Annotated in this window: 33 protein-coding genes; 10 read left to right on the top strand and 23 right to left on the bottom strand. The window is 33.9% G+C overall.

Annotated features, from left to right (window positions below; all coding sequences use genetic code 11):
- Positions 1-6 precede the first annotated feature (6 nt).
- The 10 genes from fliE to EKQ63_RS09845 all read right to left on the bottom strand — a co-directional run bounded on the left by fliE (position 7) and on the right by EKQ63_RS09845 (position 6,901).
- Complete coding sequence (gene fliE, locus EKQ63_RS09890) at positions 7-306, bottom strand: flagellar hook-basal body complex protein FliE (protein WP_048551712.1); 300 nt, start codon at positions 304-306, stop codon at positions 7-9.
- Between the two features lie 16 nt (positions 307-322).
- Complete coding sequence (gene flgC / locus EKQ63_RS09885; RefSeq protein WP_042511534.1) at positions 323-736, bottom strand: flagellar basal body rod protein FlgC; 414 nt, start codon at positions 734-736, stop codon at positions 323-325.
- Between the two features lie 20 nt (positions 737-756).
- Positions 757-1,164, bottom strand: a complete 408-nt coding sequence (flgB, locus tag EKQ63_RS09880; protein WP_002020944.1) for a flagellar basal body rod protein FlgB — start codon at positions 1,162-1,164, stop codon at positions 757-759.
- Between the two features lie 368 nt (positions 1,165-1,532).
- Positions 1,533-1,805 carry a hypothetical protein gene (locus tag EKQ63_RS09875; protein WP_001058076.1) on the bottom strand — a complete coding sequence of 91 codons (273 nt, stop codon included), beginning with the start codon at positions 1,803-1,805 and terminating at the stop codon, positions 1,533-1,535.
- Positions 1,795-2,163, bottom strand: coding sequence for a flagellar export chaperone FliS (fliS, locus tag EKQ63_RS09870; RefSeq protein ID WP_001149509.1), 369 nt, complete (start codon positions 2,161-2,163; stop codon positions 1,795-1,797). The genes EKQ63_RS09875 and fliS overlap by 11 nt, the downstream gene beginning before the upstream one ends.
- A gap of 22 nt (positions 2,164-2,185) precedes the next feature.
- Positions 2,186-3,562 carry a flagellar hook-associated protein 2 gene (locus EKQ63_RS09865; protein WP_087994376.1) on the bottom strand — a complete coding sequence of 459 codons (1,377 nt, stop codon included), beginning with the start codon at positions 3,560-3,562 and terminating at the stop codon, positions 2,186-2,188.
- 20 nt (positions 3,563-3,582) lie between these two features.
- A complete protein-coding gene (locus EKQ63_RS09860) occupies positions 3,583-4,446 on the bottom strand; it encodes a flagellar hook-associated protein 3 (protein ID WP_087994377.1) in 864 nt (287 codons plus the stop codon).
- Positions 4,447-4,651: 205 nt separating this feature from the next.
- Positions 4,652-5,950, bottom strand: a complete 1,299-nt coding sequence (gene flgK / locus EKQ63_RS09855) for a flagellar hook-associated protein FlgK (protein WP_087994378.1) — start codon at positions 5,948-5,950, stop codon at positions 4,652-4,654.
- A 17-nt stretch (positions 5,951-5,967) separates the two neighbouring features.
- On the bottom strand, positions 5,968-6,420 hold the full coding sequence (locus EKQ63_RS09850; protein ID WP_087994379.1) for a hypothetical protein: 453 nt from the start codon (positions 6,418-6,420) through the stop codon (positions 5,968-5,970).
- 16 nt (positions 6,421-6,436) lie between these two features.
- A complete protein-coding gene (locus EKQ63_RS09845) occupies positions 6,437-6,901 on the bottom strand; it encodes a YaaR family protein (RefSeq protein ID WP_000946323.1) in 465 nt (154 codons plus the stop codon).
- Between the two features lie 143 nt (positions 6,902-7,044).
- Between EKQ63_RS09845 and EKQ63_RS09840 the strand changes: the two genes are divergently transcribed.
- Together EKQ63_RS09840 and cheR are read left to right on the top strand one after the other, a co-directional pair.
- Positions 7,045-7,542 (top strand): flagellar motor switch protein FliG, encoded by a 498-nt coding sequence (locus EKQ63_RS09840; protein ID WP_001020114.1) that lies wholly within the window; start codon positions 7,045-7,047, stop codon positions 7,540-7,542.
- Between the two features lie 39 nt (positions 7,543-7,581).
- Complete coding sequence (gene cheR, locus EKQ63_RS09835) at positions 7,582-8,364, top strand: protein-glutamate O-methyltransferase CheR (protein WP_000582886.1); 783 nt, start codon at positions 7,582-7,584, stop codon at positions 8,362-8,364.
- Positions 8,365-8,397: 33 nt separating this feature from the next.
- Here cheR and EKQ63_RS09830 read toward each other — a convergent pair whose 3' ends face one another.
- The 7 genes from EKQ63_RS09830 to EKQ63_RS09800 all read right to left on the bottom strand — a co-directional run bounded on the left by EKQ63_RS09830 (position 8,398) and on the right by EKQ63_RS09800 (position 16,523).
- Positions 8,398-9,114 (bottom strand): hypothetical protein, encoded by a 717-nt coding sequence (locus EKQ63_RS09830; RefSeq protein ID WP_000403958.1) that lies wholly within the window; start codon positions 9,112-9,114, stop codon positions 8,398-8,400.
- Positions 9,115-9,141: 27 nt separating this feature from the next.
- On the bottom strand, positions 9,142-10,494 hold the full coding sequence (locus EKQ63_RS09825; protein ID WP_143880990.1) for a transglycosylase: 1,353 nt from the start codon (positions 10,492-10,494) through the stop codon (positions 9,142-9,144).
- A 29-nt stretch (positions 10,495-10,523) separates the two neighbouring features.
- A complete protein-coding gene (locus tag EKQ63_RS09820) occupies positions 10,524-12,164 on the bottom strand; it encodes a flagellar motor switch protein (RefSeq protein WP_087994381.1) in 1,641 nt (546 codons plus the stop codon).
- 173 nt (positions 12,165-12,337) lie between these two features.
- Positions 12,338-14,341, bottom strand: a complete 2,004-nt coding sequence (locus EKQ63_RS09815; RefSeq protein WP_143880989.1) for a chemotaxis protein CheA — start codon at positions 14,339-14,341, stop codon at positions 12,338-12,340.
- Positions 14,342-14,470: 129 nt separating this feature from the next.
- Positions 14,471-14,839: a response regulator gene (locus EKQ63_RS09810; RefSeq protein ID WP_000940576.1), complete on the bottom strand. Its 369-nt coding sequence runs from the start codon at positions 14,837-14,839 to the stop codon at positions 14,471-14,473.
- Positions 14,840-14,989: 150 nt separating this feature from the next.
- A complete protein-coding gene (locus EKQ63_RS09805; RefSeq protein WP_048551696.1) occupies positions 14,990-15,667 on the bottom strand; it encodes an OmpA family protein in 678 nt (225 codons plus the stop codon).
- A gap of 22 nt (positions 15,668-15,689) precedes the next feature.
- Positions 15,690-16,523, bottom strand: coding sequence for a flagellar motor protein MotP (locus EKQ63_RS09800; RefSeq protein WP_074540183.1), 834 nt, complete (start codon positions 16,521-16,523; stop codon positions 15,690-15,692).
- Between the two features lie 172 nt (positions 16,524-16,695).
- On the opposite strand from EKQ63_RS09800, the gene EKQ63_RS09795 reads away from it, so the two are divergent.
- Positions 16,696-17,298, top strand: a complete 603-nt coding sequence (locus EKQ63_RS09795) for an HD domain-containing protein (RefSeq protein WP_000400753.1) — start codon at positions 16,696-16,698, stop codon at positions 17,296-17,298.
- A gap of 27 nt (positions 17,299-17,325) precedes the next feature.
- Here EKQ63_RS09795 and hfq read toward each other — a convergent pair whose 3' ends face one another.
- On the bottom strand, positions 17,326-17,514 hold the full coding sequence (gene hfq, locus EKQ63_RS09790; RefSeq protein WP_000400661.1) for an RNA chaperone Hfq: 189 nt from the start codon (positions 17,512-17,514) through the stop codon (positions 17,326-17,328).
- 53 nt (positions 17,515-17,567) lie between these two features.
- The gene (locus EKQ63_RS09785; RefSeq protein WP_002091864.1) at positions 17,568-17,786 is read right to left on the bottom strand and encodes an aspartyl-phosphate phosphatase Spo0E family protein; all 219 of its coding nucleotides are present in this window, start codon (positions 17,784-17,786) and stop codon (positions 17,568-17,570) included.
- A 238-nt stretch (positions 17,787-18,024) separates the two neighbouring features.
- Between EKQ63_RS09785 and EKQ63_RS09780 the strand changes: the two genes are divergently transcribed.
- The 6 genes from EKQ63_RS09780 to EKQ63_RS09755 all read left to right on the top strand — a co-directional run bounded on the left by EKQ63_RS09780 (position 18,025) and on the right by EKQ63_RS09755 (position 22,648).
- A complete protein-coding gene (locus tag EKQ63_RS09780) occupies positions 18,025-18,144 on the top strand; it encodes a YjcZ family sporulation protein (protein ID WP_000120179.1) in 120 nt (39 codons plus the stop codon).
- 166 nt (positions 18,145-18,310) lie between these two features.
- Complete coding sequence (locus tag EKQ63_RS09775) at positions 18,311-18,778, top strand: VOC family protein (protein WP_048551693.1); 468 nt, start codon at positions 18,311-18,313, stop codon at positions 18,776-18,778.
- Between the two features lie 6 nt (positions 18,779-18,784).
- Entirely contained in the window at positions 18,785-19,999 is a 1,215-nt protein-coding gene (locus tag EKQ63_RS09770) for an MFS transporter (RefSeq protein ID WP_087951918.1), read from the top strand.
- Positions 20,000-20,127: 128 nt separating this feature from the next.
- Complete coding sequence (locus EKQ63_RS09765; RefSeq protein WP_143880988.1) at positions 20,128-20,577, top strand: ArsR/SmtB family transcription factor; 450 nt, start codon at positions 20,128-20,130, stop codon at positions 20,575-20,577.
- A gap of 19 nt (positions 20,578-20,596) precedes the next feature.
- Entirely contained in the window at positions 20,597-21,817 is a 1,221-nt protein-coding gene (locus EKQ63_RS09760; protein WP_087951916.1) for an MFS transporter, read from the top strand.
- A 105-nt stretch (positions 21,818-21,922) separates the two neighbouring features.
- Positions 21,923-22,648, top strand: coding sequence for a sulfite exporter TauE/SafE family protein (locus EKQ63_RS09755; RefSeq protein ID WP_087994384.1), 726 nt, complete (start codon positions 21,923-21,925; stop codon positions 22,646-22,648).
- A 95-nt stretch (positions 22,649-22,743) separates the two neighbouring features.
- On the opposite strand, the gene EKQ63_RS09750 is transcribed toward EKQ63_RS09755, so the two are convergent.
- The 4 genes from EKQ63_RS09750 to EKQ63_RS09735 all read right to left on the bottom strand — a co-directional run bounded on the left by EKQ63_RS09750 (position 22,744) and on the right by EKQ63_RS09735 (position 25,366).
- Positions 22,744-23,328, bottom strand: coding sequence for a type 1 glutamine amidotransferase family protein (locus tag EKQ63_RS09750; RefSeq protein ID WP_087951914.1), 585 nt, complete (start codon positions 23,326-23,328; stop codon positions 22,744-22,746).
- An 87-nt stretch (positions 23,329-23,415) separates the two neighbouring features.
- The gene (nfsA, locus tag EKQ63_RS09745; RefSeq protein ID WP_087951913.1) at positions 23,416-24,150 is read right to left on the bottom strand and encodes an oxygen-insensitive NADPH nitroreductase; all 735 of its coding nucleotides are present in this window, start codon (positions 24,148-24,150) and stop codon (positions 23,416-23,418) included.
- 173 nt (positions 24,151-24,323) lie between these two features.
- Positions 24,324-24,641, bottom strand: coding sequence for a magnetosome magnetite crystal formation protein family (locus EKQ63_RS09740; protein ID WP_143880987.1), 318 nt, complete (start codon positions 24,639-24,641; stop codon positions 24,324-24,326).
- 146 nt (positions 24,642-24,787) lie between these two features.
- Positions 24,788-25,366: a YdcF family protein gene (locus EKQ63_RS09735; protein ID WP_087951912.1), complete on the bottom strand. Its 579-nt coding sequence runs from the start codon at positions 25,364-25,366 to the stop codon at positions 24,788-24,790.
- Between the two features lie 160 nt (positions 25,367-25,526).
- Here EKQ63_RS09735 and EKQ63_RS09730 point away from each other — a divergent pair, with 160 nt between their 5' ends.
- Positions 25,527-26,192, top strand: coding sequence for a DUF421 domain-containing protein (locus tag EKQ63_RS09730; protein ID WP_087994386.1), 666 nt, complete (start codon positions 25,527-25,529; stop codon positions 26,190-26,192).
- The last annotated feature ends 29 nt before the right edge of the window (positions 26,193-26,221 follow it).

Raw genomic sequence — 26,221 nt, 5'->3', positions numbered from 1 at the left:
ACTTTCCTAAATTTGCATATTAATTAGTGACTTATAATTTTCAATAAGATTATCACGTACGAGGGCAGCCGTTTTCATTTGAGACTCAGCCTTCTTCTGCTGAATTAAAACGTCATGCGTTTCTCCTACCCCTTTAGTTAGTAAATCATATACTGCTGTTTGCGCATTGTTTTGTGTTTGATTCATATCTTCCAATAAATCGATAAACTTTTTCCCTTCAACTACTGATGTTTGAGAATTTTTCGGTGCACCAATTGACTGAATTGCTCCAAATGGTTGCGTATTTAACATTGGTTGGATTTTCATATTACTATATTCCCCCTTATCCTCGGCCAATTTCTAAATCTTTATCAAGCATTTTTTTATTCGCATTTAATACACTTGTATTTGCTTCGTACATTTTTTGGGCAACCATTACATTCGTCATTTCAGCAGTCACATCAATATTTGGATAACGTACATATCCTTCTTCATTTGCATGCGGATGTGTTGGATCATACACTAAGTTTTCAGTTTTATCTGCTTCAATACTTTTTATTTTTACCCCATTAGTAGGAGACCCATCTAACATATTTGCAAAACTATTGTTTGATTCTAGCACTACACTACGACGCTCATATAAATTTGCCCCCGGAGCCGCCGTTGTATTTGCATTTACAATATTATTTGAAGTAACTTCCATCCACTTTCTCGCTGTCGTTAGTCCTGAGCCACTTGCATTAATTGCCTGAAACATCGTTGTCTCTCCTTCTACTTTTAACGTCCGCGTGCCGCTTGGTTAATTGCATATTGTGTATTAATCGCGTTAATTGAAATACCGTATAACTGATTTGCTTTCATTAAATCTAGCATTTCTGTCGTTACATCCACACTATTTCCATCTTTATTCGTTTGCATTGATTTTGTTTGAATCTTTGCATATGTATTTTTCGTATTTACTGTCGGTAAGTGCATTTCATTCGTTTGATATAAATCTGGATTGCCCTTTAAGTCTGCAGCATTGTTCTTATATAATGCACTACTTTTATTCATTTGCTCAGCAAATGTTACATCTTGCGCTTTATAGCCGGGTGTATTCGCATTTGCAATATTACTAGAAACAGTATTTCGTTTCGTCACTAAATAATTCATATAATGGCCTACATCACTCACTAAATCTGGCATATTCCACACCCTTTCTTTTTTTACTTAATGATCCACTGATGGAAGTTTCACTTCATTATTTATTTTCTTATATGTGTTTATTAAAATATTAACAATCATGTACCCTTACATATTTTATTCCATTTTTCCATTGTTGTCTTTAGAAAAATACAAAAATATAAAAAAGAATACAAAAAAACTGTATACACGCAATAATCTATGAAATATTTCAATCTATGATTTACAAACTAAAGTTCATTTTCACATTATTTAGATTACTACTATTTTTCATTACAGTCATAAAATGAAACCTCAATCAGCGGAAATCTTTATTTAAATAAAGGAATGGATCCCCTCTTAAAAGGGGAATCCGTTTCTAAACTCTAGCACTAAAATTTACCGTAAAATGAATTAGCTTTCATGCGCCCATCATTTGTCATAATCATTTCTTCCAAAATCTTTTGCTTATCTCGAATATGTTGTGCCGCCTTAATAATGAATGGGCTTACTTCTGCTGCAACTTGCGCACGCGTTTCCTCATCCAATGTCATCATCCAGCGATTTAACATTTCACTCTTCTCAGCAAACTCTTCATCTGACACTTGTAATTCACCGATTTCATTAAAACAGCCGACAAACGTCCGATAAATATCATTGTTCATTTTCAAGTGCTCCGCGGTAACCGTCTATTAAATCTTGTAACACTTTTACAATCGCATCAATGTCTTTTGCTTCACGTGTTACTTTCATTGTTTGAATTTGAATGCTAATCCAATCGTATAAGCCATATAAACTATCATATAAATCTTTCGTAATTTCAGGATTTAATTGAAGCTTTAATTCTTCAAAAATACGTTCTAACTTTTCAAGAAGTGCATCTCCTTCTTGTAGTTTAAAAGCATGTAGCAGTTCTTCTAAATTACGAAACTCTACAATACATCTTTCATAAATAAAAATTGTATTTTTAATTGGATTACTCGTCATAATATCATTTTGCATATAACGTTGCCATGCTTGCATACAATCACTTCCTTACCTTTCATTAATCATCACTTTTTTGTTTTGTCATTGCTTTAATTGTTTTTAATTGGCTATCTAGCGCCGCTAATGTACTCTCTAGTTTTTGATACTTCTTCACAATTTCATCTTGTTTTTGCAAGTTTTGCGTCTCAATATCTTTAATCTTTTTATCTAAATCACTTACACGTGAGTCAATGCTTTTTACTCTCTCTCCGACTACACCTTTATCACCAAATAACTTATCAAGTGGCTCTTCCATCATTTTTCCTAAACCGTTAGAACTAAAGAAAAACTGCTTCGCTGCATCCGGTTTTTCTTTTAACGCTTTCGTTAATGCTTCGTCATTAACTTCCATCGTTCCATCTTGTTTTAATTGAATACCAAATGAGAATAAGTAATTACCATCTTGTGAAAATGTTACAACATTGTTCATAGCTTGACGCACACTTTGCATAATAGCTTGCCCTTGGAACGCCCCGCCTTTTCCAGCAAAGATATCTACTGTTGAAACAGCCTTATTATAATCCGCAACCATTTTTTTAATAACATTTGCTGCGTCTGTTACGTTTGAGTCACTTACTGTGAATTTTAGATCTATCCCTTTTGCTTTTGGTTCTGTTGTTGTACCTGCATCTGGTGTTCCTTCTACTTTCGGCTCAGTTACTTTCAATAATTCAATTTTCACACCTGGAAGAGCTTCAACTGTATTGGTAGAACTTTTACCTTTAATACCATTAATCGTATATTCGGCATTTTGCGCTTCATTAATTACATTAACCGCTACGCCATCCTTACTAGCTAACCCTATATCTTGAAACAATGTAGATGTATTGTCCTTAAAATTAATTACTCCATCTTCTCCCTCTTTTTTTGAGGTCATGAAAATTTTATTCCCAAGTGTATAAGCTGATACGCCGTAATCTCCATCATTAATTTTATTAATTAAATCTTTATATGTCATATCAGGTGTTACTTTTAATTCTTTACCACCTAGTTTTAATGTTTCATCTCTATTAAGCTTTGCATCTACATCAATTTCTTTAGAAGCTATTTGATGACGCTGCGCAAGCTGTGTAATCGTCATATTAAAAGTTCCGGCAATCGCGCCACCATCAGCTTTTACATTAATATAACCGTCTTGTGATGTTGTTACCTTTTTCTCATTTCCTTTAAAAGCCGCTAAGTTTTTAAAAGTTTGTGTAAAAGAGCTAAATTCTGATTTTAAACTTGTATATAATAGTTTATCTTGTGAAAGTTGGCTCTTTTCATTAGCATAAGGCGTCTTTCTCATTTCTAACGCTTGCATTTCTAATTCTACAAAGTTAGATGTATCGATCATATTATTTCCGAGGTTCCATATTTGTTGTCTACCACCGATACCCGTTAATGTTCCTGCCATAATTTCTCACTCCTTATAGATTACATGTAGTCTAAAATACTCGTTTTACTCATCGTGCTAACCGCTTTAAGCGTCGCTTCATACGTCGCATTAATATACGCCAAGTCAGAAATCGCTACCGCTAAATCAACATCTTCAATTTCTTTACGATTTTCTTGAAGTGCTAGATTTTGTTCACTTAAAATCGTTTTAAACGTCTCCATTGTATTCATTGTTGAACCAACTTCAGTTGTACGGTTAATGATGCCATCTAAGTTTTTCTTATTTTCTCCTAATAACGGTTGTAACGCTTTTTGGTCCCCGTTTTGCATCGCTTCACTCATCTGTTTTAATGTTTTTATAACAGGGGATAATAACGCTTCGCCGTTACGAAATGCTTTTAATTCATAACCGTCATTTAGTTGCCAGTTCACATCATTTTGTCCACCTTGATACGTACCATCTTCTGTAAATGGTGGCTTTTCCGCACTATCACCACCAAAAATATAACGACCTTGCTCTTTCGTATTCGCTAAATATACGACCTGTTTTAAAATTTGATCTATCTCTGCACCGATGGCCTTCAATTCTTTTTCACTATTCGTTCCATTTAACGCCTGAACTGTTAATTGATCTGCTCTCGTTAAAGATTTGAAAACACCTTGTAAAGTATTTTCAGTTTGTGTTAATACATTTTTCGAATCCGCTAAATCTTTTTGCATTTGTTCAATATTCGCCAATGAATGTTGAATCGCAAATGATTTACTTGCTGCAAGTGGATCTTCACTCATAAGAAGGTTTTTCTTCCCTGAAGTTACTTGATTTCGGTGATATTGTTGTTGCACATTCAAATCCATTAACTGATTCTTTGCCCAGCTTGCATTTTGAAATGTAGATACTCTCATTTCTATCTCCTCCTTTATCTATTTCAAATTAATTTGAAGAAGAAACCAGAATTATTTCCGGCTCCCTCCTTACCTAACTTATCCCTCTACCGCCCCGTATCTCTGGTCTCACACCGATAGGTCCACTATTAGGTACTGACCGCTTCTACACTCTGCTGGCTCTCTCTTCAAACATAAAAGGAAAGGGTTTTGTTTTTACCTCTCATTATCGAATAATCGAAAATAGACTATCAAACACTTCATTCATAGTTGTAATAGCTTTAGAGTTTGCAACGAAATATTTTTGGAAGGCCATTAAATTAACCATTTCCTCTTCCATATTAACGCCTTCAACACCCATCTTTTCTTGCTGAATCCCCTCTAATAAATCTCCATGAATTTTTTGATAAGCATTCACTGCACTTTTATCAGATGCAACACCAACTACGAATTGATCTAATGCTTGTTTATAAGAAAGACCTTCTTTATAATTCCCATCTGTAATTGCTGCTAGTTTATTTGCCGTTTCAGCTGATATTTTCATTTTCGAAACATCTTTTGCAAATTCAGGGTTTAATTTCATATCTTTCGCTTGATCTCCAACGAAGAACTCTTTCCCCATTACTGTGTTCACTTCATTCTTTACAGAACTCATTAGTTCTTCAAGGTTTTTCTTATAACTAGCAATCTTCGCTTTCGTATCGATCGCTGATTGGATTGCTCCACTCGTTAAAGGAATTTCCGAACCGTAAATTTCAGCAGTCATTGGTTCTTTTTCTTTATTTAATTGAAGTGGATATGTATCTTGTCCATTTACTGTTAAAACACCATTCATTCTAACACTCGCGATATTAGGATTCATAGATTCATAAGACACTTCTATATTTGCATACTTAGACATTTCTGTAATGATACGATCACGTTCATCTAAAAGTTGATTCGGCACTTGTGTACCTGCTTGTCCAATTTTTTTATTCGCTTCCGCTAAACTACCAGCAAGACGATTAAATTCATTGACATGCGCTTCAATATCTTCTGTCGTTTGTGCTTCTGCTGTATCTAAGCTTTTTGCCAAACGATTTATTTGACTTGTAAACTTCCCAGTTTCAGAAATTAATGTATCGTAGTAATTTGGTTGTTCTGGATTTTTTGCGACTTCACGAAAGGCATTAAAGAAGCCATCCATTAAACTAGATAATGAATTCTTTCCTGTCGTTCCAACCATAGATTCTACACGTGATAAAGTCGAATTCATGTAGTTATAGTATGAGAGTTGGGATAATTGATCGTTAAACTGTTTCGTCTTCACTTCATCTGTAATACGGTCAACACCTAACGTTTGTACACCGTAACCTATTTTTTGTTCCGGTGAATAGCCCTGACTTGCTCCAGCCGATCCGTAATTCACCATTTGACGCACATAACCAGGCGTATGAATGTTTGATAAATTTTGTTTCGTCGTTTGTAATCCCATTTGTGCCGCTAACAAACCCGATAGCGGCGTATTATAATCAGACAGTCTCATAATGTTTCACTTCCCCTTTACAATAGTTCGTTCATAAAGATTTGTGAATTATTGTTTCGTTCTAAATTATATTCGGAAACGGAATCCACAATACTTTCTGTAGTTTTTAATAGTACGTTTAAGTAATATTGATTTTTCAAAAGAATCATTTTTACATTCTCTTCTAATCCAGCTACATTTTTTTGTAATTCTTCCATTTTTTCAATTTCTTCGTTAGAAAAATGCAAAAATAATGCACTTACACGAAAAGATTCGATTCCCTTTTCTTTACAAAACTGAACAACCATTTCTTCAAATGAACTTGATAACTTTTTTAAACCATCAATGTACTGCAATTGCTCTACTTGCAATTTTTGAACTGCATTTACATTTTTATGTTTCAAATTCTCATATATTTGTTCTCCAAGCGTTTGAATGTTTTCATATGCTTTTTGAATAATAACGAGCTTTTCATATAATTGTATGTACATATCGTTTCCTTCCCTTTTACAATACTAAATTTACAATTAAACCGTGGATTTCTCCAATCTGATTTAACATTTCTAAATGTCCCGTTTTCGTATTAATTAAATTCATAACATCTTCTAACTCATTTAATCCCATTTCCGCCTGTTTCACAATCGTCATTTTCTGTGAATAGCCATAACGTGGATGGCGCGACATGACATCTTTATATTGCAATACATTATCTACGTAAAAATTCAAAAATGATTTTACTGTATTTTTGTATTCCATTACATTATCAAGCGTTAATTCCATTTCAATTTTCTCTTTAATTTCTCCAATGTTATCGACAAATGCTTCCATTTGTTCTAACAATTTATCTTTTTTTGGATCTGCATGCAAATTATCCGAAAATGCAAGTCCTGTCCTGACATTTGCTTCTTTCGGCATTTGAGTAGCAGGCGGTATATGCGATAAAATTGGATTATGCGAGATCGAACGCAGCATATATATCACCTATTTATTTTTTTATTTCTTCCTAAACTTAATCGTAAAATCCAGTTATTTATAATTATACTCTGAACACTAATATTTTGCAGTTATTTTTTATAAAAGATATGTTACAATTTAGCATGAGGTGGCACAAATCTATGAATATTTTTCTTTGTGGTTCAAATCAATTAACAGCATTAGATCAGGAAGAAATAAAAAAATTTTTAACTGACTATGCTCACAAACATAAAATTTACATATTATGTTATAAATCTATTGAAAATGAGGTACTTCGTTTTTTCGTCGAAAACGAACGACTCGCTCAAAATTTATGCCTTTACACGCTACAACCGTTACAAGCAGTAACAGATGAATTTCAAGAAATCGTTGATTATTTAAAAAAACACGGAGCCGAGTATGTCGCTTTTGATCATCCTTCCGACTCCATTTACCGATCAGATTATATGTTTTTTGTAAAACAAATAATCGAAGATACCGATTTAGTTCTCTGTTTTTATAATGGGGACAAGCATACATCTGTCATTCCCGTTGACGTTGCAAAAGAAGCAGGAATTGATGCTGTTATTTATGATTTACCAGGTTTACATGAAAAACAGATGAAAAAAAACTTTGAACAAAAAATCCGTATGATGTAAAGGGGGAGGCACAATATCGTTATTGTGCCTATTATAAATATGATAATTGAACAAGATTATGATCATTTTATCGCGAGTTTTAAACAACAATTCAATATGGATATCGCTTCATATAAACAAGATAGAATGCGTCGTAGAATCGATGCTTTTATTTCGAGAAAGGGCTTTGAGAACTACACTAGTTTTCTAAGCAATTTACGTACCGATCAAAAGTTATTTTTAAGTTTTATTGACTATATTACAATTAACGTTTCAGAGTTTTTTAGAAATAAAGAACGTTGGCAAACGTTAGAGACGAAAGCACTACCAAAATTACTCGAGCAAAATAACGGAAAATTAAAAGTATGGAGTGCCGCTTGCGCTGCCGGTGAAGAACCATATACACTCTCTTTAATTTTATCGAAGCACCTAGCTCCATATCGTTTTGAAATACAAGCAACAGATCTTGATTTTCACATTTTAGAAACTGCAAAACGCGGTCAATATACAGAACGTTCTTTAAAAGAATTACCTGCCGATTTAAAAGAGCGTCATTTCACAAAAGAGAATGATATATATTCATTACACCAAAACATTAAGCAAAACGTGACGTTCAAGCAGCATGACCTGTTAATGCAGTCGTTCGATACAAATTACGATTTAATCATTTGTCGCAACGTAATGATATACTTTACTGAAGAAGCAAGGGTAAAACTTTATGAAAAGTTTAGTCGTGCTTTACGAAAAGGCGGCGTATTATTTGTTGGTAGTACTGAACAAATTTTAACACCTGAACGTTATAATCTTCAGCGCTTCGATACATTCTTCTACGAAAAAATATAAAAGAGGTCGTCACAATGTAAAGTGACGACCTTTTTATATAACTCGAATTAAAATAATAGCAACAATCCATACAAAGAGAAAAAGAAACGTCATAGACCATTTATGTTCTTGCATCGTATGTTTCAAAGCCTGTGATAATTGTGTCATATTCATTTCTGCAAGTGCTCTCCATACGCTTACATCCCGCTCTTTAGCAGTGCGATCTGTAACGCTAATTAAAATGGTTTCGTTAGACAATTTCGTTATATATGCAGTAATAACCGTTACCATTAAATTTATATTCCCTTCTGACGAATCACTTTCCACTCTAGAAAGGAGTGCACTTACATCTAATAACGGAATATGTACCTTTCTACCAAATGATAGTTGTACTTCTGCGAAATCATACGTTCCATCTAACAAAGGAAGTTCTTTTATATGCGCTTGCTTAACAAGTCCTTGCAAGCTTCTCATTACTTGTTCAAATATTTTATCTGTTTGCTTTCCTTCTCCAGATAACGTATGTAGCTTTTTAAAGAGTTGCAGTACTGTATCCATCTCTTTAGAAAGCATTTCCTTCATAACCTTTCCATCACCTAAACTTGCAAGTAAAATCCCTATTTCATTATTTTTCGTAATAATTTTAGAATGTCCAGTAAACACTAAATTACTACGCTTTCGTTCTTTCTGAATTTCATGTTCCGAAATAGCTGCAGGCTGTTTTAATGGTTGTAGCGTCTTATCTTCAATTGTCGTACGTTTAATTTCCATTTAAGCGCCTCCACTACTATGTAATACTTAGCCCCATTCTTTATTACTCTTTAAAACTAAAAATAGTACGAATAAACCTGACATGATAGCAAATACATTAGAAGCTTGTATTCCCTGTTCACTTTTTGCTTCTTTCTTCTCTTCTGGCTCTTCTTTTTTCTCTTTCTTTTTCGAAATGACTTGATTGTTATTATCTTTATCTTTTTGAGCCTTCGTTTTATTTACTTCCTTGTTGTCTGTGAGAGGCTCTTTTATAACATAAGTAATTTTTTCTTTCTCTTTCAATGGTTCTTTTATAAAATTGTTTACTTTCTCTTCTTTTTTTGGAATTTGAACAACTGGCGGTTTTTCTTCTGGAAGCGGGATTTCCACTTTCAAGTCTTCCTGCTTCTCAGTTTCTTTCTTATCTTCTAATTTATTTTCTAATTTATCTTTATTCTCTCGTTCTTCTATCTTTTTATCCTCTTCTGTTTTTTGCTCCAAAACAGAAACGACATACTCACTTGCTTCAATCAGTTTATTTCCAGCCGCATCTACTACCTCTACAAGTAGTCCGTATGTCCCACTTGGCAACGCATCCGTTATTTCAAATACTTTTTGCCATTCCATGTCGCGCTTATTGTAATCTAATAAAAATGTAATCTCTTTATTTTCTTTTCCTTTTAATGTAACACGAACTTCTTTCACGACTGATTCTACGTCTGTTGCCTTCACTCTTACACGTATAGAATCGCCTTGTTTTCGTTCGATTACGTTCCCCTTCGCCTCGTCGATAGTAACCTTATGCAACTTCGGCATCTCTTTATCTATTGTTGGCGTTTCATTATTTATACGAATGAGCGGGACTTTCACTTCATTTTCTAAGAGCTCTTCTTTCTCATTTTCTTTTAAACTTTGAATGAGCTGAAGGTTCCAATCACCTTGCAAATCAAAAGTCTCGACCTTGTAGTTAGCAATCCATCGCTTCGTTTCTTCTTCATACTTAAACGATAGCATTCTTTCTTGTTCATACTGATCGCCGTTTTTTGGCAAGCGCAAAATACCTTTTATACTTTGAACATTTTTCTCTTTCGGCTCTACAATAACCAGCACTTCTTCGCCAACTTTTAATTCCGGCTTATTTACTGTAATAACCCCTTGATCCGTCTCTATCTTTTTTTCGGTTCCTTGTTTATTTTTTGCTTCTTGTTGTTCCTCTTTATCTTGCTTCATTTCCACTTGTTCTAGCTGTTCTTGAACTTCCTTATTCTCTTCTGGCACATTCACTTCATTTATATTTTGTTCTGGCACATTTTGCTCTTCCGCTTTACTTTGTAGCGGGAAGAGCAAGCACACATGTATGCATAACCAGCTCATTAGAAAAAACTTTACGTTTTTCATCTACTAGCTCAAACTCCTATTTCAACGACTTATAGCGATTTCGTCACTTTTACTCCGAAAAATCCATCTACATTTACAAGTTCACCATACGCCACCAATACATCATTTACATAAATACGAATTGGTTCGTCAATATCTTCATCTAGCACAACCGCTTCATTCTCTTGTAAACTTAAAATATCTTGAATTGTTTTCACTGTGCTTCCAAATATAAATTTCACGTTCATTTCTACATTTTGTAGGATGGATGTGTCCATGTATACTGGTTCCATCTGTTTTACTTCTTTAAATTCAATAGGTTGCACAACAGGTTCTACAACTTTTTCTTCTTCAATTTCTTCCGTAACAATCTCTTCTTCTTCCACCATTGGATATAGAAGTCGTCTTACCATTTCTTTCGCTTCTGAAATCGGTAAAATTTGATACATTTTCGATTGAAGCAGGTCGCCAATTTCAAGGTTGAACGTAATTTGAACGAGTTCGTCCACTTTCATTGACTCTCCCAAATATTCCATTTCTTCTTTTAACGTTACGAATTTAACATTTGGTGGCGTCATGTCCATTTTTTCTTGAAACATTTCTGACATCGCCGTCGCAGCATGCCCCATCATTTGGTTCATGATTTCTTTAATACCGCTCAGTTCTAATTCACTAAGCTCCTTCTCCGGATCAACTTCACCTGTTCCCATCATCATTAAATCTACCATTGTTAAAGCGACATCTTTCGTAAATACGAATACATTCTCATTCTTTAGTCCTTCAACAAAATCAACATTTAAAATAACAAACGGGACTGGTACTCCGTCATAATGACGAACATTGATTGATTCTACATTGGGCGTACTAATTGTAACTGGCTGATTTAATAGTGTTGACAATACTGTTGAAGCTGAACCAATTGAAATATTTGCAATTTCACCAAGGACATCTTTCTCTTCTTGCGTTAAGTGCTCTTTTCCAACTTGTTCTTCTACAATCTCAGTTTCCACTACTTCTGCTGGCTCGTCTTGCTCTTCTACTTCACCAGATAATTGCATTAATTTATTTATCATTTGTTTCGCATGTTCAACTGAAACAATTTGCACAAGTTTAGAGTTTACAAGATTATCTATCTTTAAATCAAACGATACTTTAACAATCGTTTGATTCCCATCGATTTCCGAGATTTTCTCCATTTCTTCTGATAACTTTACAACTTTAATTGTCGGCGGAGACATATCTACTGTATCTTGGAAGAATTCAGACATAGATGTAGCTGCGAACCCCATCATTTGATTCATCGCTTCTTGTACAGCACTTAGCTCTAATTCACCAAGTTCTTTTCCGTCCTCCACTTCACCTGTTCCCATCATCATTAAATCAGCAATGGATAATGCAACATCTTGCTTAAGGACAAGAAGGTTTTCCATATCTAATCCTTTTGTAAAATGAATGTTTAATACAACGTGTGGAACTTCGACGTCGCTTGAATCATATAAATCTACCAATTCGATGCGAGGAGCAGTAATGCTTACTTGCCTATTTAAGATTGTTGATAATACAGTCGAAGCTGAACCAAATGATATATTTGCAATTTCGCCAAGAATATCGCATTCTTGAGGCGTTAAATGCTCATTTTCTTTTTCTAGCACAATTGTGCTCGTATCCCCTTTTGTGTGTTGCTCAGGCATTTTCTCTGCCTCCTCATTTCTGTTTTTCTATCAAATGATATAAACTCTCATTTTATTTTAACAAACTTATTATATAAAACGTTAATATGTATTTATTCCCATTTTTAGATTAGTAACGATTAACCAAAAAGCTCCCCAATTGTATACAAGTGGGGAGCTTTCCTTCATTCCTATTATAAACCTTCTGGGTTTAAAATGAGGACCACTCGTCCATCACCGAGAATTGTCGCACCAGAGAAATAATTAGAACTCTCTGCAAAGAAGTCACCTAATGACTTTAAGACTATTTCTCTTTGACCGATAATTGTGTTTACAATAAGTCCATAGCTGCGATGTGTATTACGAACAATTAACACAGGAACCATTTGACCATCATATGACGCAAACGCCTCATCTGCTGTTTTCTCACCAAATACCGTACTTAAATGCTTCACTTCAATAATTTGATTACGGTAATTTAACACATCTTTTCCTTGTATGGATTGGATGTCTTCTCTCTTGATTCGAATTGCTTCAACAATATTACCAAGAGGTAAAGCATAACGTTTATCATTCGTTTGAACAAGCATAGATTGTATAATAGACAACGTTAATGGAAGTTCAATTCTAAATGTACTTCCCTTTCCTTCTTCAGAATCAATAATTAAATGTCCACCTAAACTATGGATTGTATGTTTCACTACATCCAATCCAACGCCGCGTCCAGACAGGTCTGATACAACTTCAGCTGTACTAAATCCTGGTTGGAAGATCAAATCAAATATTTCACGGTCTGTTAATTTATTTGCTTCAGATTCTGTTACAACACCATTTTTAATCGCTTTTTCTAATACTTTCCCTTTATGAATTCCATTTCCATCATCCGTAATTTGAATTACGACATGATTTCCACTATGGAACGCTTCTAATTTAATCGTACCTGTCTCATTTTTACCTGCATCACGACGTTGTTCAACAGTTTCAACCCCATGATCAATTGCATTACGAATTAAATGAACAAGCGGATCACCGATTTCATCAATAACAATTTTATCGACTTCAGTATCTTCACCTGTAATTTGTAAATCGATTTTTTTCCCTAAATCTTTCGCTAACATACGTACCATACGCGGGAAACGATTAAAGACTGTTTCAATCGGCACCATACGCATGTTTAGAAGTACATTTTGAATATCTTTTGAAATATCGCCTAATCGATTTAAATGCTCAATTAATTCTTTGTTTTGAATTGCTTGTGCCAATTCATCTATACGACCACGCTCAATTACACTTTCTTCAAACATGTTCATTAATCTTTCGATTTTTTCTAATTGAACACGTATGGAACGATTTTCCACTTTACCATTTTTCGTTTTTGCAGCGCTTTTAGCTGGTGTAGCATTAGTAGATTGTTTAGATACTTCTTTAGTTGATTCCACATGCGTAGCCGCTTGTGAAACTTCTTGTATGGCTTCTTGTGTAGCCAATTTTCCCGAAACTACTTCTTTTGATATATGTGCTTGCTTCACTTCTACTTTCTCAATTTCAGAAACATGAAGCACTACTTGTTTTAATTCTTCTTCACTTTGATCAGTATCCATAAATACTGTGAACTCAAATCCGAAAGCATCTGCTTCAATTTCTTCAATACTTGGAACTGTTCTTTGTACATTACCTACATTTTGCAGCGCTTCAATACACATAATGGCACGTACTGCTTTTAAAATAGCTTGTTGCTCAACAGTTATATGCACTTCATGTGAAGCTTCATCATCGTTATTTATAGTTTCTTGTTCTATATGTTCAGTAGGAATTTCTATATTGCCATTCAATAATGCTTCTAATTTCTGTTTCGTTGCAACTACATCAATATTGCCCATTCCACCTTGCTGCACATCTGCAACCATCTTCTCTAAATTATCAATGCACTCAAAAATCACATCAATAATTTCCGCATTTACAACTATATTCCCATGACGAATTTCATCTAAAACGTTTTCCATTTTATGCGTTAAATCCGCCATTTCCGTAAATTCCATACTCGCTGACATACCTTTAAATGTATGGGCTGAGCGGAATATTTCTCCCACAACATCCATATCAGTGGGATTTTGTTCTAAAGTTAGCACATTTTCATTTAACGATTGTAAATGTTCTTCTGATTCCTCAAAAAATATATTTAATAGATCTGTTTGCATTTTAATCCCCTACCTGTCTAACAAACATTTCATTTATGTATAACAATTTAGTGTTTTAAAGCAAGAAAAAAGGGGGCCACACGCATATCCGCTATCAATGTTTAGATTCCTTGTGGCACCCCTTCTATATTAGCTGTTTGCTACTTTTGTTAACGCTTCGATTACACGATCTGCTTGGAATGGCTTTACAATAAAGTCTTTTGCTCCACCCTTAATTGCATCTAATACCATACCTTGTTGTCCCATTGCAGAACAAATGACAACTTTTGCACTTGAATCAATTTTAATAATTTCTTTTAATGCTTCAAGTCCGTCCATTTCTGGCATAGTAATATCTAATGTAACAATATCAGGTTGAAGTTCTTTATACTTTTGAATTGCCTCCACTCCATTTTCCGCTTCTCCGATTACTTCAAATTCAGAATTACTTTTTAATAAGTTTTTAATCATCGTTCGCATGAACATCGCATCGTCTACAACTAAAATTTTATGTGCCATTCTTTTTGATTCTCTCCTTCTATGTATAAATATATCTTAATATTTCACCTTATCATTCTCACTCATTATACAAAATAAAATGATAAAATTTAATATTTTTTTAAAAGAATTTTCGTATTTTTATTATTTTATTATTAAAATGATAATATACTATTCTTTTATGTAAATGACAACGCGACGGTTTTTCTCCCAATTTTGCGGTGAATCATTTGGTACAACTGGCTTTGTGTCTGCATATCCTACCGCAGCTAGCCTTTTATCATCCACATTATACACTTCGATTAAGTGGTGAATCATATTTGCTGCTCTTGCTGAAGACAACTCCCAGTTAGAAGGGAATTTGTCATTATGAATAGGTCTACTATCTGTATGACCTTCTACAACAATGGGATTTGGTACCGATTGGAAAAACCCAACTAATTGACTTATTATCTCTTTCGCTTCTGGTTTAACGTTCGCGTCACCCGTATCAAATATTAAATTATCTACTATAACGACGCTTACTCCCGTATCCTCTCGATATACATTCACTTGACTAATCCCGTTATTATCTACATATGCTTTTAACTTCTTATATAATTCATCCATTCTTTTTTTCGAGATCATTTTTTCATCATTTTTTTCATGAGAAATATCTGGTATTGTATTTTCCATTACTTTTGCATCTACTTGCTCCGTATCACTAAACTTTTCAAGCATCTTTGACAATTTTACTGCATCCTGCTTTGAAGTAGCAACTAGTAATACAAAGAAAGTTAATAATAACATCGTTAAATCTGTAAAAGTCGTCATCCAACGAGGCGATCCCTTTTGCGGTCGTTTCAACATAACCATACCACTCCTTGCAATATTAGGCTGCTCGTTTTACTTTTTTTATCTTTGTTTCGTATACATACGTATCGAGTTTTAACTTTAATTTAGACGGAATTTGTCCACGATACAATTCTGAAATCGCTTCAATAACAAACTTCTTCTCTGTATATAAATCCTCAATACCACGATACACTTTTTCAGCAAGAGGGATTGCAATCATATTTGCAAGTACTGATCCATACAATGTCGTTAACATTGCAACTGCCATCCCTGTACCAATTTGCGACGTGTCTTGCAAGTTTTGAAGCATAATGATAAGACCAATTAAAGTCCCTATCATACCCCAAGCGGGAGCGAAATCACCAATTTTATCTAATAATGTCGCTCCCTTTCTTAACTCATACACTTCCGTTTCAACATCTTTCATTAACACTTCTTTTAATTCCTCTTCATCGTAACCACTTAACATTAATCGAATTCCTTTTTGAATAAAAGGATTGTCTACTTGCTCTCCATCAACTTCTAAAGAAAGTAAACCGTGTTTTTTAGATTTTTTCGAAAAATCAACAAACAAATCCGTTAACTGTTCTAAATCTTCTTCTTTTCTATGTAAAACAGTAAAAATACTTTTCGTATATTTTTTTATTTCTCCAAATCGATATGCCACAACAATTGTCGCTGTTGTTCCCCCTATAACAATTAAAATAGATGAAACATCTAAAAAGTTTTTAAAAGCTTTTATTCCACCGCCGCCAAGCATAATTGCTGCTATTACAATAGCAAAACCTACTATTATGCCCACTGGGCTAGAAATATCAAACTTCCTTTTTTTTCTTTCTGGTCTAGCAAACACTTGATTTTCGTCTCCCATATTCCTGCCCTTCCCTTTTCATTTTTATAAAACATTTTTTTATTTTAATAATGCGTTTTCACATATAATAAGTATTATACGCTCATCATCTATTTATCGCAATATACTCATGAAATTGACACATTTCATTTCCATATTAGAATTATAGTATGGAAATATGAGGAGGATCACGATGGAACATAACATTTTACAAGTCATTGCACTAGCAGAAAAACTAAAATATGAAATGCGACATAGCTGGCTTTCTAACGGACGTCAAGAAAGCGTTGCTGAACATACGTGGCGCATGTCTCTAATGGCCATTTTAGTTGAACCTTATTTAGATCAAAAAGTAAATATCGAAAAATTACTTAAAATGGTGATTATTCACGATCTAGTCGAAGCAGAAGCTGGTGACATTCCTGCTTTTGATACAATGAATAGTCATGAATTACAATTACAAAAACAAATAAATGAACAAGAAGCAATTTTAAATATTAAACGAACATTAAAAGGTTCTCTCGGCGAGGAATTATATGATTTATGGATGGAGTTTGAAGCGAAAGAAACGTACGAAGCAAAAGTTGCTAACGCACTTGATAAGCTTGAGGTAAAAATTCAGCATAACGAAGCTGATATTGATACGTGGCTGCCAATTGAGCATAAAATGACATTCCAAGTAGCAAAGCATACAAACTTTGATTCTTTCCTATCTAAATTACAAAAAATCATTGAGCAAGATGGTGAAAAAAAATTATTAGCTGCCGGCATTGACGTTGAAGCCTGCAAGCAATAATGAAATAAGACACTCAGTACGAGTGTCTTATTTCATTATTGTTGATACAGCCTGCTTGTAAATAAGTTGTTGTTTTCCATCAACTAACATTAAAACGGTAAATTTGTCTATTGCAACAACTTCCCCTACTATTCTAACGCCACTCTTTAAAAAAATTGTAACAATACCTTTTTCTTCTTTTATTTGTTTATATAGCTCTTCTTGTAAATGTTCCAAATATATCTCTCTCCTCTTTGTTGAATATCTTAATATAAAAAACTACAAATTATTTATTTATGTACTTTATCTTTCACATTCATAAACTTATTAATAAGTATATCTAAATCTCGGCTAAATAACAAAACTTTATCATGATCCAATCCATGTCTAGCAACAAGTTGAATTAGCTCTTTCTTTTTAGTTTCTATTTTATTTTGTAGTTGTCCCATCTCCATCTCTTCACTAAAACTCCCTTTTCCCATAATATTACTTGTAAAATTATAGTACAAATCCTCTCATAAAAAAATATAAAAATGGTTTTTTTTACAATTTTTATATTTTTTATGAACAAATCGCGAAATATATAACGATTTCTTCACATACCCCTAGCTCCATATACAATCAAAATGACCATACAGGCGTTTGTCTAATTAAAAAAGAGACTGGCTCCTTTTCCATACGAAAAACATACTGTATACAGTAGTCCATGAATTATATAGATTAACTTACTCAAAAGGAGGAAAACATATGAGTTATGGTGGAAGTTGCGCTGGTTTCGGCGGTGGATTTGCTTTGCTTATCGTACTATTCATCCTTCTAATCATCATCGGATGTAGCTGTTGGGGTGGCGGCGGATACGGATACTAATATATCCTATCCTTAACAAATGAACGAAAAACTATAAGAAAACAGCTCATATTTGAGCTGTTTTTTCATACTTTCGTATGAATTTATGTCCCTCCTTTTTCTGATTTCAACTCATAAAAAAATGTTTACTATGAAATAAGAAATATTTTTACTTAGGAGGATTACAATGATTAAAGGTCTTTACGAAGCACATTTACCTGTCCGCAACTTAGAGGTATCAATATCTTTTTATGAATCACTTGGACTGAAATTATATAAAAGAGGAGATGATATTGCTTTCTTTTGGATTAAAGAAAATGAAAGTTGGCTCGGTCTTTGGGAAGGTACAGAATACAAAGTAAATTATCATCCCTCTTTACGACACATCGCCTTTCAAGTAAGCTTACATGATTTAGAACATGCGATACATTGGCTAAACCAAAAAGGCATTTCAGCACGAAAAGATTTTGGAATGGAGCCAATTGAACCGATTGTTTTTCCTGAATTAGCGCATGCCGCCGTATACTTTAACGATCCTGACGGAAATAGTTTAGAATTGATTGCACATTTACCTGTCGGACTCCCTACAGAGGAGAAAGTGTATTTAAGTGAGTGGAAAAAACAAGTTCAAGCATCATTATTACATAAGGATTAATCTTTTATGTCAGTTTCTTATTCCGCGCTTCTTAAAACAAATACTAACTTCAAAAAACTATTTTATGGGCAAACATTAAGTGTGCTTGGAGATTGGTTTCATACAGTAGCTTTATTAACATTCGTCTATAGCATAACGGAATCTCCGTTTATGATCGCACTTACTTTTATAAGTAAAGGTTTACCACAGCTCCTTCTTAGTCCATTCATAGGCGGAATTGTAGACCGTTTTTCTAAAAAGAATATTATGATTTTTACCGATATTACACGGGGAATTCTAGTCCTTACATACTTATTCGCCAGCTATAAAATTGAAATTATTTTCATTACTAATATATGTTTATCTGTACTTTCTTGCTTATTTGAGCCGGCTAAACAAGCAACCTTAAAAAACATCGTACATCAAAATCATTTCGTAACTGCTAATTCTCTTTCTAGTACAATGAATGGTTTTATGTCTATTATGGGGGCTTCTTTAGGCGGGATAATTGCACAGTCTTTACATATTGAGTTCGCTTTTTTAGTAAATAGCCTTTCCTACTTTGTTTCAGCCTATTTTATTTATAGTATGAGTATCCCTGCTCATATTAATTTTAATAAGAAAAAAGCATTTTTGACTGATATAAAAGATGGATATACATACATATTACAAACAAAAATCATTTTAACATTAATTCTTGTCGGCGTTTCATGGGGGATTATTGGTGGCGCTTATCAGCTATTTCTAACGATCTATGCCGAAAAAATTTTCCACACGAACATTGGGATTTTATATACGGTTCAAGGGGCTGGGCTTATGATAGGAAGCCTTCTCGTTAATCTTTACATATCCAGCAATAAAGAAAAAATGAAAAAAGCATTTGGTTGGGCCTACTTCCTACAAGGCTTTTTCTTTCTTGGATTCATTCTATCCGATCAACTTATTTTCGGTATCATTACATTACTCTGTATGCGTATAGCAGGGGGAATCATCGTTCCACTTGATACGGCATTACTTCAAACTTACACGCACGAAAGTATGATTGGTAAAGTTTTTTCCTTTCATTACTCAATTTACGGTTCACTTATACAGTTCTCTATGTTCATTACAGGATGGCTATTAGAAATCCTTTCTCCTCAAATAATTGGTAGTTTTCTAGCTACATGCTGTATATTTGTAAGTTTTATATGGCTTTACCTGTTTTATCGCGGGAAACTTAATGAAGAATCTACTATTACTTAATAGCATGTTTATGTACATGCTATTTTTATTTATGTCGAAAAACAGAGGAAAAAGGCGATTTATTTTTCTTACGTTCTAATTTTTTAGAATGTACAATAAATTTAGATTATAAGAAAGGAGATGTAATAATGTTTGAAGATAGACTTACTATTTCAGCTGAGCAGCAGAAGCTTATTTCCAATGCAACCCGCATTCAAATTCTTCACCTTTTAAAAGACGAAGCACTCACTGCAAAGCAAGTAGCTACTAAACTAAATAAATCTGCTGGTAGCGTACATTATCACGTTCAAATTTTATATGATGGAGGGTTACTTGAATTAGTAGACACGAAGGAAAAAAGAGGGATTATTGAAAAATATTATAAAGCAAAAGCTGCTCATTTCTATATTGAAGAAAGCGGCACAGAGGGAACGAATACAGGCAGTCATATTATTTCTCATTTGTTTTTAACTCCAGAGGAATTACAACAGCTTACTTGGGAGGTTACACAAGTTTTATTACGCTGGGAAAACAAAACCGCTCGTCAATCAAACTCCGAAGAGGAATACGCTATTTCCTGCAGGATAAAAAAACAATGAAAGAAAGGTCCAGCTGCTCATGAAAAATAAATTATTATTATTGTCGGGAACAGGGATTTCTCGTTTAGGTGATTTTATGTATCTAATCGCCCTAAACTTACTGGTATTAAATAGTACAAACTCCCCTGCTGCTGTAGCAGGATTATGGATTGTTGGCCCAATTGCCACCGTTGTTACAAAAATATGGTCTGGTAGCATAGTAGATCGATTAAACAAACGCTCTATTATGCTCATCACAGATATCATTCGAGCAGCTCTCATTGGCTGTATTCCACTATTTGATTCTATTTGGGCCATTTATATTTTTATCTTTTTAACTCGCATTGCTACATCATTTTTCGATCCAGCTTCATTTTCTTATAAAACAATGCTTATACCTGCTGAAGAACGCGCTCAATTCAACGCTTGGAGTAGCTTTTGTACAAGCGGGGCTTTTATTATCGGTCCAGCTCTTGCTGGAATACTTCTCACCACGTACTCAGCAGCCTTTGTAATTTACTGCAACTCACTTTCATTTCTTCTTTCTACCATTCTTATTTACTTCTTGCCAAACATTACATTACAAACAAAGCAAAACGAAGAAGTTACAAATACTTTCGTACAAACATTACGAAGTGATTGGAAACAAGTTTTTTCGTTCGCTCGAACGGAAACGTACATTATTCTCATATTCGTTTTATTTCAAGCGACTATGCTTGTCGCTATGGCACTTGATTCACAAGAAGTTGTTTTTACAAGACAAGTACTGTTTTTAACCGATATAGAATACAGCATGCTTGTTAGTATAACTGGCGCTGCTTACGTTTCCGGTTCATTTCTCGTCTCTCTCTTTTCCAAACGTTTACCAATTCAATATTGTATCGGATTAGGGACAATTTTCACAGCAATAGGCTATGTAATTTTCGCCTTTTCAAATTCATTTATAGTCGCGGCAGGCGGTTTCATTTTACTTGGCATTTCTTCATCATTTGCTGGTACTGGCTTTATCACATTTTATCAAAATAACATCCCTATACATATGATCGGACGTATTGATAGCGTGTTTGATTCAATAAAAAGTTTCATCCAAATCTTTTTCATTTTAGCAATTGGGGCGTCCGCACAATTTCTTTCTGTTCAAATGACTGTAATAAGTAGCTCGTTACTCATCCTTTTCCTTTCCTGTTTATTAGCAATCCGAGTAATGACGCCTTCACGAGAAAAATATTTTAAGGCTACAGGATCATCATTGGAATATTAACCGCAACATAACAAGCGGCGATTTGCTAGGTAGTAAGCCCTCACTGATTAAAGTTTTACTTTATATTAAAATATTAATGAAATTTGATTATGTAGGAGGGCTTTTTTGAATACTATATTCATGTTCATTTGTATTATATTAGTAGCTTCTATTTTACAAACGAGTACCGGTTTTGGCTTTTCTATTATGGCAACACCTTTCTTACTCATGTTATTTCTACCACAAGAAGCTATACAAATAAATATCATTTTATCATTCATTATTTCTATATCACTCATTTGGAAAATAAGAATGGACATTGATTGTATTCTACTGAAAAGATTAATTGTCGGAAGTATAGTTGGTGTTCCTTTTGGTATTTTCATTTTCGTTTCCATTAACATCAACACGTTTAAATTAGCAATTAGCATCCTGCTCTTACTATTAACGTTGATGCTAATCTGTAACTTTAAGATTCAATCAACAAAATCTAGAGATTTCTTAGTGGGAGGATTATCCGGTCTTTTAACGACAAGTATCGGTATGCCGGGACCACCTCTGTTACTGTACTTTACAGGAACTGATACAAAAAAAGAGAAGCTGAGAGCAACTACTTTAGCTTTTTATCTATTTATATATTTCATTAGTCTACTAACGCAAATACTCTTTACTGGCACAAACAAGACAATTTGGGAATCAAGTTTTTACGCTATTCCAATCGTATTTCTAGGTTTGTATATAGGTCAAATTATTTTCAAATGGCTTAATCAACAGATTTTTAAAATATTTACGTACATCCTTTTAAGTTGCACGGGCATATATCTTCTTATTGAAAGTTTGCATTCGTTATAGTAGGTGCTTTAGTTTGTGTCATAACGGATAAGTTTTCAATATTTTTAAACGTAATAACAATAAAAAGCGGCTATTATGCCGCTTTTTATTTTCACTTAAACTAACGTTTCATCACAAATCTCTGTTACATTTTTAAAATATTGCAAGTTCTCCTTCGCTTCAGCTTCATTAAATAAATTGAGTTGCTTCATTATTTCAGTAGCAAATTCAACATATGCAGACCCTACTGCTGTTATGATTTTCCCATCAACAGTTACATCTTTGTTTTGTTTATATTCCCATTCATGTAAATGTGCTAATTGTTTTTCATCTGATGTTAATGATGTTGAGAATTTCTTCTTATTCAGCACTCCTGCTGCATGTAATAAAGATGTTCCTGCACAAATACCCGCTATCCATTTATTTTGCTTATGTAATTTGTTCACAATAGATAACAATTGTTCATTTTCTAAATGAACAAAAATATGTCCGCCTGGTACGATAAACACTTCATAGTCCTCTATTTTAATTTGCTTGATAGAGACATGTGGTTGACACAAAAAACCGCCTTCTCCTGTAACTTTTTTGCCGTCTACTGTTGCTGTTATTATTTCAAATTGCTTACTTATCAAAAATAAACTCGCTATATTCACTTCAAATTCTGCAAATCCATCAAACAAAAAAATTAAAGCTTTTTTCATATTATCTCCTCCCCCTATACTTATTCGAAGACAATTACATTTCTCCTCCAAAAAAGGCAAACCTGCATCACAGGTTTGCCCCTTTGCTCACTTCTTATTAAATCCTTTTTCACTTAAAAACTCTTTCATATGCATTCTTTTTTCTTTAGACATAAATGAACTCATTGATTCCGTCCATGTTACGTTTTTTTGATTTGATGATCTTTCTTTATAATACGCGCTCATCGTTTCATCATATTCGTTTAATAATTCATCATATTTCTTTTCATCATATCCATTTTCATGAAGGATAGCTGTTACTGGTAAACGTGGTTTCACTCCATGATCCTCATCTGGTACACCGACTGTCATTCCGAATACAGGATATACTTTATCCGGTAAATGAAGCAATTCACTCACTTCTCTCGGATTATTACGAATTCCACCAATATAGCAAATACCGTATCCTAACGATTCTGCTGCTAGCGCTAAGTTTTGCGCAAAAAGTGAAGCATCTACTGTCGCAACGATAAAATCTTCTACTCCTTCATGCTTTATCTCGGTACCATGTTTTTCACATGCCATTTCAAGTCGTTTTAAATCTGCACAACAAACAAAAAACGCTGCACAGTCTTTCACGTGACGATTTCCGGATAACTCTGCTAGTTTAGCCTTTAATTCCTGGTCTGTTACATATATAACAGAATACGCCTGTACAAAATGTGAGGACGCCGCATGCTGAGCAGCTTGCACCATTCTTTCTATTACCTCTTTTGAAATTGATTCTTCTTTATATTTACGAACTGAAACGTGTTGCTCCATTTTATGTATGATCTCATTCATGAAAAACACTCCTTTTTTCTCTTCATAATGAAAAATTAACATATCTTTTTCAATATTCACAACTTATAAGCACAAAAAGAGCAATTCTTTTTGAATTGCTCTTTTTAAAACGTCTATTAGTACGGTAAATGAAATTATACCGACAGATGTACATCAGATTATTTCTTATCTTATTACGCCGCTTTCAAAACTTTAATACCTTTTACGATATTCCAAATAAAGTAGTAAATTCCTACAAGAATGAACACTGCATATGTGATCATCATTCCAATTCCAGCACCTTCAGATTGATTGAATCCTAAACCGTATATTCCTGATATCGCTAATCCTCCAAATAAAATTGCGTACGGGAAAATATGTGACCAAAATGCTTTTTTCGCGTGGTATTTCACTTCATCCTCCGCAACGAAGTACACGATTATTGGTAGTAAAAATGGTGCAAAAAAGATACTAAAGTAACATAGGGAAGATAATATATTATTTCCTTTCATCCGATTCACCTCTAAGTAGTTTTTGTTATCTTCATTATGTCAGGAATCCATTTTAGAAACTATCGCTTTACCTTTCATTAAGGTGACATATTTGTAAGATTCTCCTCAAAAGATCCCGCCTAGAATGCTAGGCGGGATCACTTTCACTATATTCGATTCATAAACCAATATTGCGTAATGGCTAAATACTCACGTATATTCGATGGAATAACAATTCGCTGCGGTGTTTCGGCCGGAAGACCTTCTAATTGTAACCCTTGCTTAGCTGCTATTTTTTTCGCTCTAAACATGTGGAAATCGTTTGTTACGATCATTCCTTTTTTCATATTGTCCGGAATTAAAGGTTTTGAGAATTTAATATTTTCATCTGTACTCGTTGACTTATCTTCCATGATAATGCGATCTTCTGCAATTTTTAATTTCATTAATTCATTTTTCATTGCTAATGCTTCTGAAATATCTTCCCCTTTTCCTTTCCCTCCAGATACTATAGCAATTGTTTTCTCATGCGATTGTAAATACTCAGCTGCTTTATCAATACGATATTGCAATGAGTACGATGGTTTCGTTCCGTTGACTTTCGAGCCTAATACAATGATGTAATCCGCATCGTAGGTCGCTTTCATATGTCCATGCTTATATATGTAATATTGTAAAAATCCCACATAAACGGCGCAAACCATTATAATTGCTATTATATAATTAATTATTTTCTTCTTTCTCATATCCATATTCTCCTATGTTCTTTGCTTCTTTCATGATAATATCCATTTATTTGTTTGTATACAGACAAATTCCAATTCAACCTAATTTATCCTCTAGAAAGTAATATTTATATTCCTTTCGGGAACAGTAAGTACAACTTTGCACGAAGGAGTGTCCCTATTGCTTCTCTTTTTATGTAACGTATCGTTCTTTTTTATTTTATTCTTACTATCGCTTAAGATGCTCGGTAAATCTGCTTTAGCACAACTAACTCCTCATGATTTTGGTGCTATTATCTTTTTATCTTATTTAGCTTTTCAAGCCATACCAGTCTCTGGTGCTTTGCAAGCTTTTCTCGGTATGATCGTTATTACATGTTTACATTTAATTCTTACAAAATTAAGCTTATTCAACAAACTAAACCGTTTCATTCTCGGTCACCCTATTATTTTAATTAAACATGGTGACATTATTTTTGAGAACTTACAAAAAAGTAGATATCCCATTGCTGAATTACTTTCTAACCTTCGCGTTGCAGGATACCCGAGTGTTCATGAAATTGAATACGCTATTTTAGAAGCAAATGGAGCCATTAGCATTTTACCAAAGCGTGAACTTGTACCATTAACTCCGAAAGATTTGAACATAGATGTTAAGTATGCCGGATTACCAATTGCTCTTATCGTTGATTCACAAATTCAATACGATAACTTAAAGTTAATTCATAAGGACGAAAGGTGGTTATATAAAGAGTTAAAAGAAAAAGGCATCACAAATATTAAAAACGTTGCCTTTGCATCTGTTCAAGAAACAGATGGATCTTTTGCAATTAGTCTAAAACAATAAAAAAATCCCCTTACTTGTTCAAGGGGATT

It is taken from the genome of Bacillus sp. BD59S, assembly GCF_007363175.1.
GTDB lineage: Bacteria > Bacillota > Bacilli > Bacillales > Bacillaceae_G > Bacillus_A > Bacillus_A pacificus.
The sequence above is the reverse complement of the archived record's forward strand: the minus strand, read 5'-3'. Positions and strand labels throughout refer to the sequence as shown.